Annotated in this window: 15 protein-coding genes; 11 read left to right on the top strand and 4 right to left on the bottom strand. The window is 66.4% G+C overall.

Annotated elements, in window-relative coordinates; genetic code table 11:
- Positions 1–2: 2 nt before the first annotated feature.
- The 4 genes from ACFWIX_RS01085 to fdxA are packed head-to-tail and all read left to right on the top strand — an operon-like array spanning position 3 to position 3,566.
- Positions 3–950, top strand: a complete 948-nt coding sequence (locus ACFWIX_RS01085; protein ID WP_377214262.1) for a dihydrodipicolinate synthase family protein — start codon at positions 3–5, stop codon at positions 948–950.
- Positions 950–1,738: an SDR family oxidoreductase gene (locus ACFWIX_RS01090; protein ID WP_377214263.1), complete on the top strand. Its 789-nt coding sequence runs from the start codon at positions 950–952 to the stop codon at positions 1,736–1,738. The genes ACFWIX_RS01085 and ACFWIX_RS01090 overlap by 1 nt, the downstream gene beginning before the upstream one ends.
- Before the next feature lie 25 nt (positions 1,739–1,763).
- Complete coding sequence (locus tag ACFWIX_RS01095) at positions 1,764–3,239, top strand: aldehyde dehydrogenase family protein (RefSeq protein ID WP_377214264.1); 1,476 nt, start codon at positions 1,764–1,766, stop codon at positions 3,237–3,239.
- A 3-nt stretch (positions 3,240–3,242) separates the two neighbouring features.
- Positions 3,243–3,566, top strand: coding sequence for a ferredoxin (gene fdxA / locus ACFWIX_RS01100; RefSeq protein ID WP_377214265.1), 324 nt, complete (start codon positions 3,243–3,245; stop codon positions 3,564–3,566).
- Here the strand turns inward: fdxA and ACFWIX_RS01105 are convergent.
- A complete protein-coding gene (locus ACFWIX_RS01105) occupies positions 3,563–5,191 on the bottom strand; it encodes a PucR family transcriptional regulator (RefSeq protein ID WP_377214266.1) in 1,629 nt (542 codons plus the stop codon). The genes fdxA and ACFWIX_RS01105 overlap by 4 nt on opposite strands.
- A 108-nt stretch (positions 5,192–5,299) precedes the next feature.
- Between ACFWIX_RS01105 and ACFWIX_RS01110 the strand changes: the two genes are divergently transcribed.
- Positions 5,300–6,895 (top strand): purine-cytosine permease family protein, encoded by a 1,596-nt coding sequence (locus ACFWIX_RS01110; protein WP_377214267.1) that lies wholly within the window; start codon positions 5,300–5,302, stop codon positions 6,893–6,895.
- An 88-nt stretch (positions 6,896–6,983) separates the two neighbouring features.
- On the top strand, positions 6,984–7,931 hold the full coding sequence (locus ACFWIX_RS01115; protein ID WP_377214268.1) for a polysaccharide deacetylase: 948 nt from the start codon (positions 6,984–6,986) through the stop codon (positions 7,929–7,931).
- A 10-nt stretch (positions 7,932–7,941) separates the two neighbouring features.
- Here ACFWIX_RS01115 and ACFWIX_RS01120 read toward each other — a convergent pair whose 3' ends face one another.
- Positions 7,942–9,186, bottom strand: coding sequence for an AGE family epimerase/isomerase (locus ACFWIX_RS01120; RefSeq protein ID WP_377214269.1), 1,245 nt, complete (start codon positions 9,184–9,186; stop codon positions 7,942–7,944).
- A complete protein-coding gene (locus ACFWIX_RS01125; RefSeq protein WP_377214270.1) occupies positions 9,179–10,405 on the bottom strand; it encodes an ROK family protein in 1,227 nt (408 codons plus the stop codon). The genes ACFWIX_RS01120 and ACFWIX_RS01125 overlap by 8 nt, the downstream gene beginning before the upstream one ends.
- Before the next feature lie 142 nt (positions 10,406–10,547).
- Between ACFWIX_RS01125 and ACFWIX_RS01130 the strand changes: the two genes are divergently transcribed.
- The 5 genes from ACFWIX_RS01130 to ACFWIX_RS01150 are packed head-to-tail and all read left to right on the top strand — an operon-like array spanning position 10,548 to position 16,049.
- Positions 10,548–11,954 carry an extracellular solute-binding protein gene (locus ACFWIX_RS01130; RefSeq protein ID WP_377214271.1) on the top strand — a complete coding sequence of 469 codons (1,407 nt, stop codon included), beginning with the start codon at positions 10,548–10,550 and terminating at the stop codon, positions 11,952–11,954.
- Between the two features lie 7 nt (positions 11,955–11,961).
- The gene (locus tag ACFWIX_RS01135; RefSeq protein WP_377214272.1) at positions 11,962–12,894 is read left to right on the top strand and encodes a carbohydrate ABC transporter permease; all 933 of its coding nucleotides are present in this window, start codon (positions 11,962–11,964) and stop codon (positions 12,892–12,894) included.
- On the top strand, positions 12,891–13,760 hold the full coding sequence (locus ACFWIX_RS01140; protein ID WP_377214273.1) for a carbohydrate ABC transporter permease: 870 nt from the start codon (positions 12,891–12,893) through the stop codon (positions 13,758–13,760). The genes ACFWIX_RS01135 and ACFWIX_RS01140 overlap by 4 nt, the downstream gene beginning before the upstream one ends.
- The gene (locus ACFWIX_RS01145) at positions 13,760–14,839 is read left to right on the top strand and encodes an ABC transporter ATP-binding protein (RefSeq protein WP_377214274.1); all 1,080 of its coding nucleotides are present in this window, start codon (positions 13,760–13,762) and stop codon (positions 14,837–14,839) included. The genes ACFWIX_RS01140 and ACFWIX_RS01145 overlap by 1 nt, the downstream gene beginning before the upstream one ends.
- Before the next feature lies 1 nt (position 14,840).
- Positions 14,841–16,049, top strand: coding sequence for a CehA/McbA family metallohydrolase (locus ACFWIX_RS01150; RefSeq protein WP_377214275.1), 1,209 nt, complete (start codon positions 14,841–14,843; stop codon positions 16,047–16,049).
- An 81-nt stretch (positions 16,050–16,130) separates the two neighbouring features.
- Here ACFWIX_RS01150 and ACFWIX_RS01155 read toward each other — a convergent pair whose 3' ends face one another.
- Positions 16,131–18,851 carry a hypothetical protein gene (locus ACFWIX_RS01155; RefSeq protein WP_377214276.1) on the bottom strand — a complete coding sequence of 907 codons (2,721 nt, stop codon included), beginning with the start codon at positions 18,849–18,851 and terminating at the stop codon, positions 16,131–16,133.
- Between the last annotated feature and the right edge of the window lie 13 nt (positions 18,852–18,864).

Raw genomic sequence — 18,864 nt, forward strand, 5'->3', positions numbered from 1 at the left:
CCATGCCGCAGTCTTTCGCGCCCAAAAACGGGCCCCGTGAAACCCTTCCCGCCGGTGTGTGGGGCGTCGTCGCCACACCGTTCCAGGGCAGCACCCTGGACGTGGACCTGGACAGCCTCGCCGGGCTTGTGGAGCACTATGAAACCATCGGCGCCACAGGGCTGACCGTCCTGGGCGTCTTCGGTGAAGCTGCCGCCCTTACTCCGGCTGAACGGCGCCAGGTCCTGGAAGTCGCCGTCGAATGCACTGACCTGCCCCTCGTCGTCGGGGTCACCGCCCTGGCGACGCGGCCGGCCATCGAGGAAGTCCGCGCCGCCCAGGAGGTGGCGGGCGTCCGCCTCGCTGCCGTGATGGTGCAGGCCAACTCGCCCAGCGCTGAGGTGGTGGCCGCCCACCTGGACGCCATTCACCGTGCCACCGGTGCCAACATCGTCCTGCAGGATTATCCGCTGGCCAGTGGCGTGGCCATTGCCGCGACATCCCTGGCTGCCGTGGTGTCGGCATGCAACTGCGTTATCGCCATCAAAGCCGAAGCACCGCCCACCAGCGTTGCCATCGCGGAGCTGACCGCAACCGGCGTCCCCGTGTTTGGCGGGCTTGGCGGGCAGGGCCTGCTCGACGAACTCCTGGCCGGCGCGGCAGGCGCCATGACCGGCTTCTCGTACCCCGAGGCGCTCATCGCCTGCGTCCGGGCCTGGCGGGAGGGCGGCTACGAGGCGGCACAGCAAGAGCTGCTGCCGTACCTTCCCCTGATCAATTTCGAACAGCAGCCCAAGGTTGCGCTGGCCATCCGCAAGGAATGCCTGCGTGAAAGGGGCCTGATCAAGGATGCCGGCGTCCGGGCACCTGCTGCCGGGTTCCCGGAAAACCTGCGTGCTGCCATGCAGACGCACCTCGCTGAGGCAGCGCCCGCACTGGAAACATCACAGACCCCCCAAAGGAGCTTCTGATGGACCTTGGAATCACCGGCAAAACCGCACTGGTGGCCGCCTCGACCGGCGGTCTGGGCCTGGCCGTGGCCCGCTCCCTCGCGGCGGAAGGCGCCCGCGTGGCCATCGTGGGCCGGCGGCGTGATCGCGCCAAGGAGATCGTGGCTGAGCTGCAGACCGAGTATGGAGCTGAGGCTGCCGCCATCGAAGCCGACCTGACCACGCCGGAGGGAGTCGAAGCCGCCGTCGAACAGACCGTGGCGAATCTGGGCCCGGTGGACATCCTTGTCCTCAACGGACCAGGTCCCAAGCCCGGGGCCGCAGCATCGTTGGGCGCCGGGGACATTGCTGCCGCCTTCGACCTCCTGGTCAAGCCGCACCACGCCCTTGTATCCAGGATCGTTCCGGGAATGCGTGAACGCCGCTGGGGCCGGATCCTCGCTGTCGGTTCGAGCGGTGTGGTGGCACCCCTGCCCAACCTCGCGGTGTCCAACACCGGGAGGGCGGCCCTGGCCGGCTACCTCAAGACCCTCGCTGCCGAGGTAGCCATCGACGAAGTCACCGTCAACATGCTGCTGCCCGGCCGCATCGCCACGGACCGGGTGGCCGAACTCGACCAGGCAGCGGCAAAGCGGCGCGGCACCACGCCCGACGCCATCCAGCTCGAATCCCGCAAGACGATACCAGCCCGCCGCTACGGCGAACCCGCCGAATTCGGAGCCGCCGCCGCGTTTCTCTGCAGCGCCCCGGCGTCGTACATCACCGGCGTTGCACTGCGGTGCGACGGCGGCCTGATCCGCAGCCTCTAGCCCCCAGACCTACCTAAGGACAACCATGACTTCCCCAACGCTTGATGCCGCCACCGACCTGAACGCCACCGCCACCGCGCAACATCTCATCAACGGCACGTGGTGCGGCCAAGCCGCAACCAGGCGGATGAACCCCGCCCAGCCGGACCAGATGGTGGCTTCGTCCCCGAGCGGCACAGCGGAAGACGTCGCCGCGGCCATCGCCGCGGCAGTGGAGGCACAGCCCGCCTGGGCCGCCCTGCCCGCGCCAGCACGCGGCGCGGTCCTGCTGGCTGCCGGTGACCTGCTGATGGACCGCCAGTCAGCCATCGCCGAAGACCTGGTGCGGGAAGAAGGCAAAACCCTCGCCGAAGCCAAAGGGGAGGTCAAGCGTGCCTCGGACGTGCTGCGGTTCTTTGGGTCCCTGGGGTGGGCGGCCACCGGCGAAGTGCTGCCCAGCGGCCTGCCGGACACCACCATCACCACCCGCCGCGAGCCGCTGGGCGTGGTGGGTCTCATCACCCCGTGGAATTTCCCCATTGCCATTCCGGCCTGGAAGATGGCCCCGGCCCTGATCAGCGGCAACACGGTCGTCATCAAGCCCGCCGAGCTGACTCCGCTGTCCGCTACGCACCTGGCCCGTGCCCTGCAGGACGCCGGACTGCCTGCAGGCGTTCTCAACGTGGTCCACGGCAAGGGCCGGGTAGTGGGGGCGGCACTGGCACATGACCCGCGGATTGCCGGGCTATCCTTCACCGGGTCCACCGCCGTGGGCCTCGGTCTGCAGGAAGTCCTCAACGCCCGCCGTGCCCGCGTGCAGCTGGAAATGGGCGGTAAGAACGGCGTTCTGGTGCTCGACGACGCTGATGCCGTCCGGGCAGCGAAAGTTGTGGCCGCCGGTGCCTTCGGGCTCACTGGACAGGCCTGCACGGCAACATCGCGGGTGTATGTCACCCCGGGCATCCGTGCAGCATTCCTGGAAGCACTCGTGGCCGAAGCCGCCTCCTACGTTCCCGGCAACGGCCTTGACGCGAATTCGGCCATGGGCGCCGTGGTGAGCAGGCAGCAGTTGGAACAGAACCAGGCAGCGGTGCGCGGCGCCGTCGAACGCGGTGCCACGCTGCTCCATGGAACGTACGACGGCGATCCCTCCGGCCCGCTGCTCTTTGCTGCCGCCGTGCTCACCGGCCTGCAGTCGGACGATCCCGCCGTCACGGAGGAGATCTTCGGCCCCGTGGTGGCGGTCCTGGAAGTGGCCAATTATGAGGAAGGCCTGGCAGCCATCAACGACTCCCGTTACGGACTCACCGCCGGCATTTGCACGGATTCCCTGGCCCGCGCCACGGACTTCGCCGCGCGGGCACAAGCGGGCGTCGTGAAGGTGAACCGGCCCACCGCCGGCCTGGACCTGAATGTGCCGTTTGGCGGTGTGAAGGATTCATCCACCAACACCTTCCGCGAGCAGGGCAGGTCCGCCCTGGACTTCTTCACCTGGGGCAAGACCGTCTACACGGGCGTCTGAACCATGGTGTACGTGATTGCGCAGCCGTGCGTGGACGTCAAGGACAAGGCGTGCATCGAGGAGTGCCCCGTGGACTGCATCTATGAAGGCGCGCGCTCACTGTACATCCACCCCTCCGAGTGCGTTGACTGCGGCGCCTGCGACCCGGTCTGCCCGGTGGAAGCCATTTACTACTCGGACGACGTCCCGGACGAATGGGCTGACTATATAGGGGCAAACGCAGCGTTCTTCGAGGAACTCGGGTCCCCGCAGGGCGCCGCGGCGCTCGGGAACCTGGGCAGGGACCATCCGGTGGTTGCGGGTGAACCCCGGAAGGTAGCCGTCTAGGGCAGGCCTGCCAGCCGGGCCGCCAGGTGCAGCGCGGCAAGCCGGCCCGTTCCCCGGGGATCCCCGCCGCACAACTCGAAAATCCGTTGCAGCCGGTGATGCATCGACTGCCGTTCCAGGTGCAGCTCCCTGGCCGACTGCGCCGTGTTGCAGCCCGAGTCCAGCCACACCTGCAGGGTCTCCAGCAGCTGGGACTGCCGCTGGACATCATGGTCCAGCAGCGCCCGCAGCTGGCGGTGGACGAACGCGTCCCGGGCCGAGGCGTCCAGGGCGGTCAAGGCCAGGCTTTCGACCGCAACATCCCCCGCATCGATGACCACGAGGCCGCGGGCCGGATAGCTCCGGCGGCGCGCTGACGCCGTGCGGCGCCGGAGCTGCCGCACCTCCAGTGCCCGGCGCGCTTCGGCAAGGGACCAGGCAGCCTCCGCAACGCCGCCGGCCAAGGGTCCCACGGAGATCACCGCATCGTGGTCCCCTTCGAGCTCCCGGAGCGATGCCAGGAGCTGCCGCCGTTCGGCAGCGGTGTCGGTGCAGGGCAGGCCGATCATCACCACCAGCTCGGCCTCATCCAGGTAAGCAGCGTTGGGAATCCGGTGCGCACCCAGGAGGGCCTCCATAGCGCCACGCAGTTTCTGCGGCGAGGCCGCGTGGACGGCCGCCACCACGGCCGGGGAACTGGCTGGGAAACCGGCGCCGGGGGCGAGCTGTTCCAGGCGCCACTCCGGCGCGGACGTGAGCACGGCGCGCATCAGCTCCGCACCGGCGAGGGCATGCAGTCCTGGCGGCGTGTGCTGCAGCAGAGCCAACCCGAGGATGTCGACGGCGCGTTCCCCGGCCACGTGCGCCAGCCCCGCATCGGCGCCCTCCGGCACCCGGACCTCAAGCCGGCCCATCAGCACACCCCGCACGGCAATGTCCACGGTGACCAATTTCTCCCCTGCCACCTCCTCAAGGTGGTCCTGCCCGCCTGCCGGCGCGCCGGCGTCGTCCGCTGACTGGGCAGCGGGGGAGTCCCGCGCCTGATCCGCTGCAAGATCTGCCGGATGGGGGTTGTGGCCCTCCGGCACTGCATTGCCCAGGATGACGCCCCAAGGTGAAGTGAGCTTCACCGCGGAGCCGGTGGTCCCCGCCAGCACGTCCAGGATCCTGTCCAGGGATGCGCCATGGGCGAGTTCCGCCGCCATGGCCCGGGTTGCCGCATCCGCCTGCTGGAGGTGCCCTACCGACTCGCTGACCAGGATGGAATTGATGGCCTGCATGACGCCCACAAAAGGCACCACCTCGCGGAGTTCCACTACCGGCAGCCCGTGTTCCCGGGCCTTCTCCAGCATGGCAGGCGGAATCTCAGGCAGGACCCCGCCGGTTTCGATTGCAAGGGCGGCCACTCCCCGCTGCGCCAGGTCCTGAACGTAGGCGGCGCGCTTGTCCGGCGTGGCTCCGGCCAGGGTGATGCCACCGCAGAGCAACAACTCCCCACCGCGCAGGAGCGGTGCAATGTCCAGCACCTCGCTCGAGTGGACCCAGCGGACTGGATCTGCCGCGACGTCCCTGCCAGGCGCGTGGAGCAAGGGGTCCGCAGCGGCGAGTGCTGGGTGGGCGAGGATCTCGCCGAGGGGAACTGACATGACATTCCGTAACGTAAGAAAGGGATTTGCTCGACACATAGTATCTTGTTCCCTGTGATGGGGGCCACATAGCCTTTGAGTACCTACCAATCCTCACGGAGGCCCCCTATGCAAGAAGAGCTTTCCACGGCAGCGCAAAGGCGCGCTGCTTCCGATGCACCCGGCGCCGGCGCCGCGCACATAAACGTCCACGACGGCGCCGAGGACCATGAAGCATGGCTCCAGCCCATCCCGGAATCGGCACGCACCACCAAGGTGTCCGGACAGTTCTGGATCTGGGCCGGCGCCAACCTAGCTCCAATCAACTGGGTGCTGGGGGCACTCGGTATCCACCTTGGGCTCGGCTTCGCGGACACCGTCACCGTCCTGGTGCTGGGCAACCTGATCGGCATGCTGCTGTTTGGCTGCTTCGTCCTGCTTGGCCAAAAGACCGGCGCCACCGGCATGGTCCTGGCCCGCGCCGCGTTCGGTCGGCGTGGAAACTACCTCCCCGCCGCCATCCAGGCGCTCCTGGTGATTGGCTGGTGCGCCGTGAACACCTGGATCATCCTGGACCTGGTGATGGCACTGTTCGGCACCCTCGGATGGGTAGACCCGGACGCGCACAACTACGCCTGGAAGATCGCGGTTGCCACCGGCATCATGGCCGCCCAGGTGGCCATCGCCTGGTTCGGTTACAAAGCCATCGCCGCCTTTGAAAAGTGGACGGTGCCGCCCACCATCATCATCCTCGCCGTCATGTCCGCCGTGGCCTGGTTCGGCATGAAGATCGACTGGACCTATGCCGGCCCTGCCGGGAACATCCTGGAAGGCTCCGAGCGCATCGCTGCCATGAGCGCGGTCATGACCGCTATCGGCATCGGCTGGGGCATCACCTGGTTCACGTACGCCGCCGACTACTCCCGCTTCGTCAGCACCTCCGTGCCCAAGAAGAAGGTCTACCTGGCCTCGGTGCTGGGGCAGTTCATCCCGGTGGTCTGGCTGGGCATCCTCGGCGCCAGCCTGGCCACGAACAGTGGCGAGGTGGACCCGGGGAAACTGATCGTGCAGAACTTCGGCGTCCTGGCACTGCCTGTCCTGCTGATGGTCCTGCACGGACCCATCGCCACCAACATTCTCAACATCTACACCTTCTCGGTTGCCACGCAGGCGCTGGACATCACCATCAGCCGCCGGAAATTGAACCTGTTCGTCGGCGTGTTCTCGCTGATCGCCGTCGTCTTCTTTATCTTCCAGGAGGACTTCGCCGCGGTGCTCGACGCCTGGCTGATCGGCCTGGTGGCCTGGGTGGCCGCCTGGGGCGGGGTCATGCTGGTGCACTACTTCTGGCTGGACAAGCGCTGGCCCGGCAACCCGGAGCGGCTGTTCGACGGCGTCGGGACCCGCAGGCTTCCGGGCATCAACTGGGCGGGCGTCACCTCCCTCCTGGCCGGCATCTTCGCCACCTGGCTGTTCATGTACGGGCTGATTCCGGTCATGCAGGGCCCCATCGCCGTGGCCCTGGGCGGCTGGGACCTGTCCTGGCTGGCCGGCGGACTGACCAGCGCGGCCGCCTACGCAGTACTCGGCCCGCGGCAACACGTCCGCTTCCTTGAGGCGACCTACCAGCCCAAGTCGGCAGCCGGCCGGGACGGCACCGGCCGCAACGGCGCCGGCGGAAGCCAGGATCCTGAGTCCAGCATCCCGGTACTGCCCGTACCCTAACCGCCAGCCGCAACCACCGGGGCGGGCGACGATGCCCGCCCCGCTACTGGAGGCGGGCAACGCCGCCCGCCCCGCGAAAGGATCATCTGTGAACCACCCCGCCATCCCGGACCTGCTCCATCCGATCACCTGGCCCGACGGCGCCAAGGCAGCCGCGTCGTTCACCTTCGATGTGGACGCCGAGTCCTGCACCATCGCCCACGACCCCTCCACCACGAAGCGCATGTCGCTGATGACCCACCAGTCCTACGGGCCCAAGGTGGCGGTGCCCCGGCTCCTGAAGATCCTGGAGCGGCAGCAGATCCAGGCGACGTTCTTCATCCCCGGCTTCACCGCCGAGTCCTACCCGGACGTGGTGCGCGCGATCGTGGACGGCGGGCACGAGGTGGCGCACCACGGCTACCTGCACGAACCCATGCAGGGCATCGACGCCGCCACCGAGGCCAGCTACATTGACCGGGGCCTGGAAGCCCTGGCCAAGGTGGCCGGCGTGCGCCCGGTAGGGTACCGGGCACCATGGTGGGAGCTGAACTGGCACTCACCCGGGCTGCTGGCGGACCGCGGGTTCCTCTACGATTCGAGCCTGCTCGACGGCGACGCGCCCTACCGTTTCGCCGTCGCCCCGGACGATCCCAGGGATCTCGTGGAGATTCCCGTGGACTGGGCGCTGGACGACTGGGAGCAGTACGCGTTCTACCCCGGTGTCACCGGCAGTGGAGTCATCGAAAGCCCGGCAAAGGTGCTGGAGATGTGGACCCTCGAAGCCGAGGCACATCACTCCCAGGGCAGCTGCTTCGTCCTTACCAACCACCCGTTCATCTCCGGCCGGCCATCCAAAACCGTGGCCCTGGAGCAACTGATCGAACGGGTCAAGGGCATGGACGGGATGTGGATCACCACCCTGGACAAGATCGCCGAGCATACCAAGGCGACCGTCCAGGCAGTCCACACCCACGGCCGGGTCGAGGTTCCGGTCTTCGCCGGCGCCGGCGCCCGGTTCCAGCCCGGCTCCATCCGGGAGCCTGCGCTGCAGTAGCGCCCGCGCGTCACGCCTCAGGCAAGCGGACGACGGCGGGAGGCACCGTCGTCGTCCGCTTTTCCCTTTTGGGGCGCGCCGTCACGGCTGCGGCCAGGCTGGTCCGCACGGGCAGTTGCGGGATAAGGACCGCCTGATAGGCGTGATACAGATCCGGCTTGTCGGTGGGTAGGGGCGGTCCCGCCCGGTTCTCGGCGTCCACCTCGTGATGCCACGAACCTGACTCCCGGTCCATGAAAGCGGACCCGACGTGGTGGAACCATTCATCATATTGGGCAGCGAAGCGGTCCTCCCCGGTCAGCCTGAACAGCACTGATGCGCTGGCAAGGGCTTCGGCCGCCACCCAGTGCAGCCGGCGGGTCGAGACCGGCCGGCCGTCCCAGTCCGTGGTGTAGCAGAAACCGGGGTGCTCCCCAGGTTGCCAGCCGTCGGCGGCGGCCCTGTCGAACAATGCCGTTGCAGCCGCCAACTGCCCCGCGGGTCCGAATCCGGCTGACTGGGCCAGGAGCCGGGCCCACTCGAAGCCATGGCCGACTGTAGCGCCATAAGGCTTGAAAGTGTGATGGGGCTCCTCCAGGTTGTGTTGTGGGAGGGGGCTCCAGTCCTCGCCGTAGTGTTCGCAGATGCGCCAATTCCGCTGTTCGGCCTGCCGGATGACAAAGCCGCAGATTCCCAGCGCACGGGCCCGAAGGAGCCCGTTGCCGGTGACGTCGGCGGCTGCGAACAGTGCCTCTGCCAGGTGCATGTTGCCGTTGAGGCCCCGGTAAGGATCCAGGCGCCCGGCGGCGTCGGCGCGGTCTGCGGCCAGGCCGTGTTCCGGTTCCCAGAACTGCCGGTCCAGGCGCTGCAGGGCTTCGGACAGCATCTGGGGGCTTGCGGGGTGGCCGGCAGCGGTTCCGGAAGCAGCTGCCAGAATGACGAAGGCGAGGGTGTACAGGTCCTGGCCCTCCGTGGGGCGCGCCGGGTTATCCGGCCAGCCTCGCGCGCCAAAGGCTGCCAGGTAGTCCAACAGGTCGAAGGACACGCCGCGGGCCCACGGCTCGCCCCTTTCCGCTGCCAGGGCGAACACGTGCGCGATGCGGGCAGTGCCGAAGGTGGGGGACACGGCCCCCGGCACAGGATCTCCGGTCCGTGACCATACTGCCGTGTCTCCCTGCTGCGTGACCACGGAGCGTGGAAACCGCACCAGCCTCCGTTCCTCTGACCGCAACTGCGCCAGATGGCCGGGGCTGCCCAGGAGGTGGACGCTACTCAAGGAGCAGGCCTTCCGCGCGCGGCGCCAGCACGTGGTCCAGCACGATGCAGGCGGCCCCGATGGCCGCGATGTCCTCGCCGAGGGCGGATCCGCGGGCCTCCACCTGGTGAATCATTCCCATGGCCAGCCGGCTCGAAAGCGCCGACCGAAGGACGGCGAGGTAGTGTTCGGCCACGGGCGCCCAGGAGGGGCCGCCGAGCACTACTGCATCGACGTCCAGTAGGTTCGCGATGTCTTCGACCGCCCTGGACAGGCGCTGGGCCGCCTCGAGGAAGAGCGCGCCGGCGCGGCCGTCCCCACCTTGAGCCAGGACGGCCAGTTCCGCAAAGCGCTTCGCCACCTGCTGCAGGTCCTCCTCGTCCACTGGGCCCGGAACCAGACCCTGCTGCGAGGCTTCCATCACCAATTTGACGGGCATCACCGACACGCCAAGGCACCCTGTCCGGCCGCAGCCACACATGCGTCCTCCGTCGCCGGTGGAGAAATGGCCGATCTCCCCGACATTGTTGGAGGAGCCGCGAACGACCTCACCGTCCAGGACCACGGCTGCGCCGGTACCGCTGCCCAGGTAGATAAAGACGAAGTTCTGGTCCGAACGTTGGTCCCGCACCCACAGTTCAGCGTGCGCGGCTGCGGTTGAGTCCTTCTCCAGGAAGACGGGCAGGCCGGTAGCCTCGCCCAGGGACTCCCGCAATTCCACCCGCGCCCAGCCAGTCAACATTGGCGGCCCGACTACGGCACCCTGGTCGAATTCGATGGGGCCCGGAGCCGCGATGCCCACGCCCAGCACCCGGTCCCCGGGTATTCCTGAGTCAGTGATCAGGTCCTCCACCGCGCGTGCGATCCTGATGACCGTCTCCTTCGGCCCGGCTACTGCTTCGACCGGGATATGGCTCCGGTGGATCACGGCACCGGCAAGGTCCAGGAGGACGAATGTCAGGCGCGACGGATCAAGATGAACGCCCACTGCGAAGCGGCTCCGCGGGTCGATGGTGAGTGTGGTCCGCGGCTTGCCCTGGGGAACGTGTACCTTGCCGCTTTCGCGGATCAGGCCCAGATCCAGCAACCGGCGGGCGATGTTGGACACCGTCTGGGTGGACAGGCCCGTGGCTCCAATAAGCTCCACCCGGCTGAGCCCGGCTTCGGAACGGCGGACAAGGTCCAGGACCACTGCCTGGTTGAAGGCGCTGACCCGCTCCAGATTCGACCCACGCGGCATGTAAAACCACCTAACTCAATTTAGTTGACTAAGCCCGCTACTCGACTATAGTGGCCTGTGTCACATGCTGTCAGGTACCTCAGACAACTACCCAATCAGCTTCGCAGAGGCGGAGCTCTGTCTCCCAAAGGGATCCACTGATATGACTCGAAAGAGAATTTTTGCGGCCTTTGCCGGCGCGCTCGCGGGCACCGTTGCCTTGAGCGCCTGCGGCGGCGCCGGCACCCCATCGGCTGACACCGAGCAGAATGCGGACGCCAAGGAGGTGACCCTGACCATTGCGGCCAACGCGGTTTCCGGCGGAAAGAACTCCGACGGAGCCGACTGGATCACCAACTACGTGATCCCCAAGTTCGAGGAAGCCCAGAAGGCGAAGGGCGTTACGGCAAAGGTGACGTTCCAGTCCAACGGCGTGGACGACCAGGCCTACAAGACCAAGATTTCGCTCGACCTCTCCACCGGCCAGGGCGCCGACATTGCCAGCATCGACGGCATCTGGTTCGGCGAGTTTGCCGACGCCGGCTACATCAAGCCCCTTGAGGACGTCGTAGGCAAGGACAAGCTGGAGGGCTGGGACGGCTGGGACCAGATCGACCCCGCGGTTCAGCAGCTCACCACCTATGAAGGCAAGCTGTACGGCGTACCCGACGGAACCGACGGACGCGTCATCTACTTCAACAAGAACCTGTTCGCCAAGGCCGGCCTGCCGGAAGACTGGCAGCCCAAGAGCTGGGACGAAATCCTCGAGGCCGCACGCGCGCTGAAGAAGCTTCCCGGCGTCACGCCCCTCCAGATCAATGCCGGCAAGGCCATGGGCGAAGCTGCGACCATGCAGGGTGTCCTGCCGCTGCTGCAGGGCACGGGGCAGCCGATCCACAAGGATGACAAATGGCAGGGCAACAGCCAGGCACTCCAAGACGTCCTGGGCCTCTACTCCACGGTGTACGGCGAGGAGAAGCTCGGCGACCCGCTGCTGCAGCAGGACGCCAAGGGTCGCGACAAGTCGTTCCTGGAGTTCTCGCAGAACAAGCTGGGCATCATGATTGAAAGCGACTATCTCTGGCGCTCCGTCCTCAACCCCAAGACCGGCGTGGCTCCCATGGCCGACCGCGACACGGCGGTGGGCTGGGCCAAGATCCCCGCGAAGGCTCCCGGCCAGGGTCCCGACGGCGCCGATTTCGTCAGCATGTCCGGCGGTTCGGGCCAGGTCATCAACCCCAAGACCAAATTTCCGCAGCAGGCCTGGGAACTGCTCCAGTTCATGACCTCGGCTGAAGCCATCAAGGAACGCCTGGGCAAGTCTCCGCGCGTTTCACCCCGCAATGACGTCAACGCCGAACTGCTCAAGACCGATCCGCTGATGAACTTCATCTCCACCGACGTTCTCCCGGTCACGGCCTACCGGCCGGGCCTGGCTGATTACACCCTGGTGTCCACCGCCCTGCAGGAGGCCAGCGGTCAGGTCGCCGCCGGCAAGACTCCGGCTGAGGCCGGGGATGCCTATCAGAAGGCCCTGGAGGGAATTGTCGGTGACAAGATCTCCAAGTGATCAACTCGTGAAGGCCCCGGAGTCCGCTGCTGCAGCGGGCTCCGGGCCCTCCCGGGCACTTCCCGACGACGGCGACGTCGCCGGCCTGGGCAAGGGCGGGGCAGCCGCGTTCCTGGCGCCGGCACTGCTGCTCATCTCGGTATTCCTCGTCTTCCCGGCGCTGTGGTCGCTCTACCTGGGCATGACCAACTACCGGCTCACCGGCTCCGCGGCCAAGAATCCGCAGTTCGTGGGCCTGGACAACTACGTCAATGCACTGTCTGACGACCGGTTCCTCAATTCTCTGGTGCTGACGCTGCTGTTCGTGTTCGGGTCCGCCGTCATCGGGCAGTCCGTACTCGGCTTCGCCATCGCCTGGGCCATGACCAGGGTCCGCAAATCCGTCCGCGCCGTCGTCGAATTCTTTGTGCTGCTTGCCTGGATCATCCCGAGTTCAGTCACTACCTTCCTCTGGTACGCCCTTCTGGACCGCAGCAACGGCACCCTCAACGCAATGCTGAACACGGGCAACACCGCTTGGCTGCTGAACTACCCGATGGAAAGCATCATCGTCTTCAACACCTGGGTGGGCACCGCCTTCTCCATGCTCCTGTTCAGTTCTGCGCTCGCATCGGTTCCGCCTACGCAGCTCGAAAGCGCCCGCATGGTGGGGGCCGGTGCGTGGGCCCAGTTCCGCGACGTGATTTTCCCGCACATCCGCGGTCACATTCTCACGAACACCCTGCTGATCACGCTCTGGACGTTCAACACCTTTACGCCGTATCTGCTGACCGCAGGCGGACCTGATGACCGATCCAACATCCTTCCGATCTTCATCTACCAGCTGGCATTGAACGACGGCGCGCTGGGACAGGGTGCCGCGATCTCGCTGATCATGATCATCATCAACCTGGTGATCGCCATGGTCTACCTGCGACTCCTGAAGGAGAGAAAATCATGACCGCCCTGGACAGCCGGCGCCCCACCGCGGACCAGGAGAGCCGTCGCATTCTGGGCCATTTCCTCGGGCTGATGGGCAAAAGCCTGTTCATCGCGCTGGTCCTGGCGTTCTTCGTCATTCCCGTGCTGTGGCTGGTGTTCGCTCCCTTCGACGCGCACCCCACCCTGAACGTGAAGGTGCCGGAGTTCACGCTTAACAACTTCAAGGTGCTCTTCGAGAACCCCATCGCCATCGCCTCGCTGGGAAACTCTCTGATCCTGGCGCTCGGGTCGATGGTGGTTGTCCTGGTCCTCGGCTCGCTGGCATCGTATTCCCTCTCACGGGTGAAGATCCCCGGACGTGACCTGCTGCTGTACACGCTGCTGCTGCTCTCCTCCATCATCACGGGTACGGCGGCCATGGTTCCGACGTTCCTGCTGATGGTCAAGCTTGGGCTGATCGATTCCCAGTTCGGCGTGATCCTGGTGCTCAGCGGCGGCATCCTGCCCACCGTGATCTTCATCCTCAAGGACTTCATGGATTCGACGCCGAAATCCTACGAGGAGTCGGCGCGGCTGTATGGCGCGAAGCCGCTGCGCATTCTGTGGGACGTGGTCATTCCGCTGGCCCGCCCGGGCCTTGCCACCATCGCCGTGTGGGCCGTCGTCCAGGTGTGGGGCAACTTCCTGGTTCCCTACCTCCTGCTGCGCTCGCCCGCCAAGTCTCCCGCCGCCGTCGTGATGTACACCTTCTATACAGAAGGCGGTCAGCCTAACCTCGCACTGATTTCCGCGTTCTCCCTGCTCTTCTCTATTCCCGTGATCGCCATGTACTTCTTCGTTAACCGGCGTTACGGGTTCCGCTTCCATGGAGGTATCAAAAGCTAATGGCCAGCATCACCACCAGCTCCCTGATCAAGGAGTATCCCGGCGGCGTCCGGGGTGTGGACGACATGGACCTCACCATCCACGACGGCGAGTTCTTTGCCCTCCTCGGCCCCTCCGGCTGCGGCAAGACCACGTTGCTGAGGACCATCGCCGGGCTGGAAAAGTCCACCTCCGGCAGTATCAGCATCGGCGACCGGGACGTCACCAACCTCGAGCCCGGTCAGCGCAGGGTCGCCATGGTCTTCCAGGACTATGCACTGTTCCCGCACATGTCCATCGTGGACAACATCGCCTACCCCCTGAAGATCCAGAAAGTGGCCAGGCCGGAACGTCAGGCCAGCGCGGAAGAGGTCGGCGACAAGCTCTCGCTGCAAGGCCTGATGGAGCGGCGGCCCGGACAGCTCTCCGGCGGCCAGCAGCAGCGCGTGGCCCTGGCTCGCGCTGTCACCAGCCGGCCGGATGTGTTCCTGTTCGATGAACCGCTGTCCAACCTGGACGCCCGGCTCCGGCTCGAAGCCCGCACATTCCTGAAGAAGCTCCAGCAGGACCTTGGCGTGACCACCGTGTTCGTCACGCATGACCAGGCGGAGGCTCTGGCCCTGGCGGACCGAATCGCGATTATGCGTGCGGGCAAAATGCAGCAGCTGGGCACCCCGCGCGAGGTTTTCCAGCGCCCCGCAAACACGTTCGTTGCCTCCTTCGTGGGGTCGACCTCGATGAATCTGATTAAGGGAACCGTCGACGACGGATCCGTCACCATAGGCCGACAGCGGATAGCGCTTCCCGCCGGGACTGCGGACAAGGTCAGTGATGGCCAGGAAGTCACCTGGGGTGCACGTCCGGAGTACCTGGGGCTTACCACCGAGCCCGATTCCGGGAGCATCTCAGGCAAGGTAACGGTGTCCGAGAACCTCGGGGCCTCTGTGCTGATGACGGTGGAAGTTCCCGAGACTGACCACCTGCTTCAGGTAGTGGTCAGCGAGGACAACGAACCGGAAATCGGGGCGCCGGTGTGGGTGACGTTCGAACCGCGGCGGACCCTTTTGTTCGACGCCGAGGGCCTTCGGATCGGAGACTGACATGCGGATCCGGCAGACCCTGACGCCCGAAGACAGGGTGGAGAGTCTGTACCTGGAGGTGCCGTTCGAACTCTCCGCTGCACGGTCAGTTGAAGTGGTCCTCGAATACGACACCTCCCGGGCAGTCATCGACCTGGGATGCGTGGGGGCGGCCGGCTGGCGGGGCTGGTCCGGCGGGGCACGGCAGCGTTTCGTCATCACCGCAAACGAAGCCACCACGGGATACTGCCCCGGCGAACTCGAGGACGGCGTCTGGAAGGTGGTGCTGGGCCTCCACCACGTTCCCGCCGAAGGCGTGGATATCGAGCTGACCGTCAACATACCGGCTGTGGGCGCCGTTGATCCGGAACCGCCGGCACCGGCACCCGTCGCGGCCGTGCCCGCCAGCCGTCGCCGAAGCCTTCCGTCGGGATCCGGTATGACCTGGTTTGCCGGGGACTGCCACGCCCACACACTCCACTCGGACGGGGCGCTCTCGATCCGCCAGCTGGCAGCCGAAGCTGCGGGCAACGGGCTGGACTTCCTGGCCGTCACGGACCACAACACGGTGAGCCACCACCCGCACCTGGAAAGCGCCGGAGCAGAGTATGGCATCACCTTGCTGCCAGGGCAGGAGGTCACCACGGTCCGCGGCCACGCCAACGCCTACGGGCGCATTGGATGGGTCGATTTCCGGCAGCATCCTGACGAATGGCTTCAGCAGGTGGAAGCGGAGGGTGGGTTCCTGTCCATCAACCATCCGGTAGCTACGGACTGTTCTTGGCAGTGGAAGCTCTCCCGGAAGCCTTCCCATGCCGAGATCATGCACGAAACCTGGCTGCCCAACCGCAGGGACACCAGCATCTGGGCGTGGCTGAATGCCTGGGGTGAACCGGTGATCCCCCTGGGCGGTGGTGACTTCCACCGGCACGAAGGCGGGCACCCACCGGGGCTTCCCACCACGTGGGTGCAGGCGGCAGGACCTGGAGAGGGCGAGCTTCTCGCTGCTCTGAAGCGGGGTCCTACGGCGCTGAGCATGGGAGTCGATTCCCCGCTGCTGCTTCGCGTGGACGGTGAACTGCTGGCCATCGACGCCGACGGAACCCTGCTGATCGACTTTGAGGGCCGGCGTCGCCTGGTCCGTGGAGCGCGCGCTCCCTTCGGGGAGTTGGCGGGAGGTCCGTTCCGGTTGGAAACGGCAGACCGGCAGATCCTCGCCGTGAGTATGTAGCAAGCTATTGAACCGGCTAAAAGCGCCGGCCATCTGTTCCCTTCGGAACGGTGGCCGGCGCTTTCGGTTTGGCGCGGGGCGCTAAGCCCGTGGACGCAGCAGCAGCGTCCGGATCTCCCACGGTTCGAGCATGAACTTGAACTCGCCGTCAGCCTCTTCCGAGGCAAGCTGTCCGCCCGTGAGGTCCACTGTGTCGACCTGCCCGAAGGCCCCCGTGAGGACAGCACCGGTGCTCTCCCCGGCCAGGAGCACCACCCGTACTTCCGTGCCGACGCCGGTCTTGCGCAGGCTGCTGAGGCGGACGTTGCTGCCCCGAAGCCGCAGCCCTTCTACCGGTCCGGGGACCGCTTCTCCGCCCGGTCCGCTGCCGCGCACCACCAGGCCCGGGGCATTGAAGTGGTCGGAGAGTTCCACGGCGGACGCGTTCCGATAACCGTTGGAAGAGGCGATGACGCCAAATTCGACGTCCACTTCCGTCCCGATTTCCTGCGCTCCGGGGATGGGGATCTCCGAGGCCGCGGGTTCGTCCCGCAACGGGTGGACATTGACGCTGATGGACCCCACGGAGCGCAGCAGGGTCAGAGCCAGTTCCCGGCCCTCCACCACTTCGTACTCGGTGGCATCGTGCACCAGGACGGTGGCGGGGCCTGCCGAGGCAAAGGTGTAGGCAGGGAACGTAGGCAGCGGGAATTCGCCGCCGCCTCCCTCTGCGGTGAGGGTGCGTTCGGTGATGGCGAACTGCCCTTCCGAGGCCGAACCGGCCACAGGCTGCGGAAGTGGAACATGCAGCCGCAGCCTGTGGTCTGCGGCGGGGTTGATGAACTGGACCCGCAGCCGGATGAACGGCTCACCACGGCGCAGTTCCACATAAGTGTGCACCGGAACTTCAGCCACTTCTTCCGACCTGGCGCCGAGCGCGCGGTCCAGGCTGCGCGGCCAGAGGTAAGTGCGGGTAACCCGGGCCACGGCCCGCACCGGTCCGGTCTCCAGCACCTCGACGTCAACCTGCCGCGGCTCGGAGACGAGACCGTCGACAGCCGGCGGACCGTAGTTGTAGCTGTCGCCGCAGTCGCCGCCGTCGACGAGTTTGCCGATCCCGGTCAGGACGGTTCCGTCCTGACCGGCGAGGGACACTGTTCCGTCGGCCGCTATGCGCGCTGTGATCAGGCCGTTGGAGAGCAGCCCCTCCTGGCAGGTGACGTGCTCAATTGCCGGGAGGGCCTGCTGTGACACCGTGAATGGTGCCATGCCCATGGGCGGTACCGGGACGTCCACGAGGACACGCCGCCGGGGTTCCGCCGTGATGCGGACCTTCCACTCACCCGGGTGGGACTCCACCGCAGCGGCCAGTTCAGCCTTGAAGGCGACCACATCGAACACCGGAGTCGAGGGTACCTGGGCCACCTCGAACTCCAGCGAGTAGGGTTCCACCCGATAGCCCTCGACGAGCTGGCCGAACAGTTCGCGGCCGTGGATGCGGTTCATCATGCGGTCCACCAGCACGGACGCGTCCATGCTTTCGTCACCGAGCAGGGTTGGTGCCTGCCCGATCTCCTGAACGGCAAGCACGCTGCCATCCACGGCCTGGGCGGTAATCGGCGCGCCGGCCACGGGTGCGGGAACCTCCAGTTCTACCGCGACGTTCCGGCCGGCCGGCAGCGTGTTGAATGCAACGTAAGCGCGGCTGGAAATGCCGGCCGCCACGCCCAGGACCACTTCGTTGCGGACAGCGCGGGCGATCTGCGCAGCCTCGTGCAGGCGCGCCTCCACCTGGTCCACCGTCTCGTCGGTGCCTGAGCCCACTACGGAATCGTGCGCCGTCGATTCGATGATGCGCCGCCAGGCCATGCTGACGAACGGTTCGAAGTCGCTGTCGCTGTAGGTCGCAGCAAGTCGTTCAGCCTCCAGGGCCGTGCGTTCGGCGGCGGCCATGGCCGATTTGAGGTTCCGGCGGATGGAGAAAACGCCGGGAAGGATGTTGCCGCGCGCGTGTGAACGCAGTTCGCCGGGGATTGTCGGCAGGTCCCCTTGCTGGCTGAAGCCGGCCACGTACTCTTCCAGGGTGGCCAGCCGGATGGGAAAGTCTGCGGAGTGGTAGGAATCCACCTTGCCCATGAGGCCGGCGTCGGGAGGCATATGATCGGTTCCCACCATGCCAAGGATGGCGTCGCCGCGGTACCGTTCAGCCGTTTCCTGCCGGTACTTCCTCAGTGCGTGGGGAATGTTCTCCGGAATCGCCAGGAGGTCCAGGGCGCTGCCGTAGCCGTCGAACAGGTACTCCACCCGAACTGCCGAGCCGTCGGGGGCCTCCCACCGGAACGCGTGCCCCGTGACCCTGGACGGCACCCCGCGCCACAGGCAGGCGTCCCGGATGCCGGCGCGGCTGAGGATCTGGGGCATCTGGGCGACGTGGCCGAACATGTCCGGCAGGTAGCCCACATTCATGTACCCGCCGAGCCGGCGCGCACCGGACATGCCCATCTGGAGGTTGCGGATGATGGTCTCACCGGAGCACAGGAATTCGTCCAGGAGGATCTGCCAGGGGCCCAAAGCCAACTGGCCGCTGGCCACAACCGCCCTCACGCGTTCCTCGTTCTCCGGCCGGATTTCCAGGTAGTCCTCAATGGCTGCGGTTTGGCCGTCCAGCGTAAACCTGAACCGGGGGTCTGCTTCCGCCATGGCTAGGACAACGTCGAACATTTGGACCAGCTTGAACCGGAACACCTGGAATGGCTCGTACCATTCGCGGTCCCAGTGCGTGTGCGGGACCAGGACGATACCGGTTTCTACTGGTCCGCTCATAGGCTTTTCGCCC

The organism is Pseudarthrobacter sp. NPDC058362, from assembly GCF_042723515.1.
Taxonomy (GTDB): Bacteria; Actinomycetota; Actinomycetes; order Actinomycetales; family Micrococcaceae; genus Arthrobacter.

What these genes read in the sequence shown, in the direction of transcription:
- fdxA (WP_377214265.1), top strand. Translation starts at nt 3,243, where the DNA reads ATGGTGTACGTGATTGCGCAGCCGTGCGTGGACGTCAAGGACAAGGCG.
- ACFWIX_RS01150 (WP_377214275.1), top strand. Translation starts at nt 14,841, where the DNA reads ATGCGGATCCGGCAGACCCTGACGCCCGAAGACAGGGTGGAGAGTCTG.
- ACFWIX_RS01140 (WP_377214273.1), top strand. Translation starts at nt 12,891, where the DNA reads ATGACCGCCCTGGACAGCCGGCGCCCCACCGCGGACCAGGAGAGCCGT.
- ACFWIX_RS01105 (WP_377214266.1), bottom strand. Translation starts at nt 5,191, where the DNA reads ATGTCAGTTCCCCTCGGCGAGATCCTCGCCCACCCAGCACTCGCCGCT.
- ACFWIX_RS01090 (WP_377214263.1), top strand. Translation starts at nt 950, where the DNA reads ATGGACCTTGGAATCACCGGCAAAACCGCACTGGTGGCCGCCTCGACC.
- ACFWIX_RS01085 (WP_377214262.1), top strand. Translation starts at nt 3, where the DNA reads ATGCCGCAGTCTTTCGCGCCCAAAAACGGGCCCCGTGAAACCCTTCCC.
- ACFWIX_RS01095 (WP_377214264.1), top strand. Translation starts at nt 1,764, where the DNA reads ATGACTTCCCCAACGCTTGATGCCGCCACCGACCTGAACGCCACCGCC.
- ACFWIX_RS01155 (WP_377214276.1), bottom strand. Translation starts at nt 18,851, where the DNA reads ATGAGCGGACCAGTAGAAACCGGTATCGTCCTGGTCCCGCACACGCAC.
- ACFWIX_RS01130 (WP_377214271.1), top strand. Translation starts at nt 10,548, where the DNA reads ATGACTCGAAAGAGAATTTTTGCGGCCTTTGCCGGCGCGCTCGCGGGC.
- ACFWIX_RS01125 (WP_377214270.1), bottom strand. Translation starts at nt 10,405, where the DNA reads ATGCCGCGTGGGTCGAATCTGGAGCGGGTCAGCGCCTTCAACCAGGCA.
- ACFWIX_RS01110 (WP_377214267.1), top strand. Translation starts at nt 5,300, where the DNA reads ATGCAAGAAGAGCTTTCCACGGCAGCGCAAAGGCGCGCTGCTTCCGAT.
- ACFWIX_RS01145 (WP_377214274.1), top strand. Translation starts at nt 13,760, where the DNA reads ATGGCCAGCATCACCACCAGCTCCCTGATCAAGGAGTATCCCGGCGGC.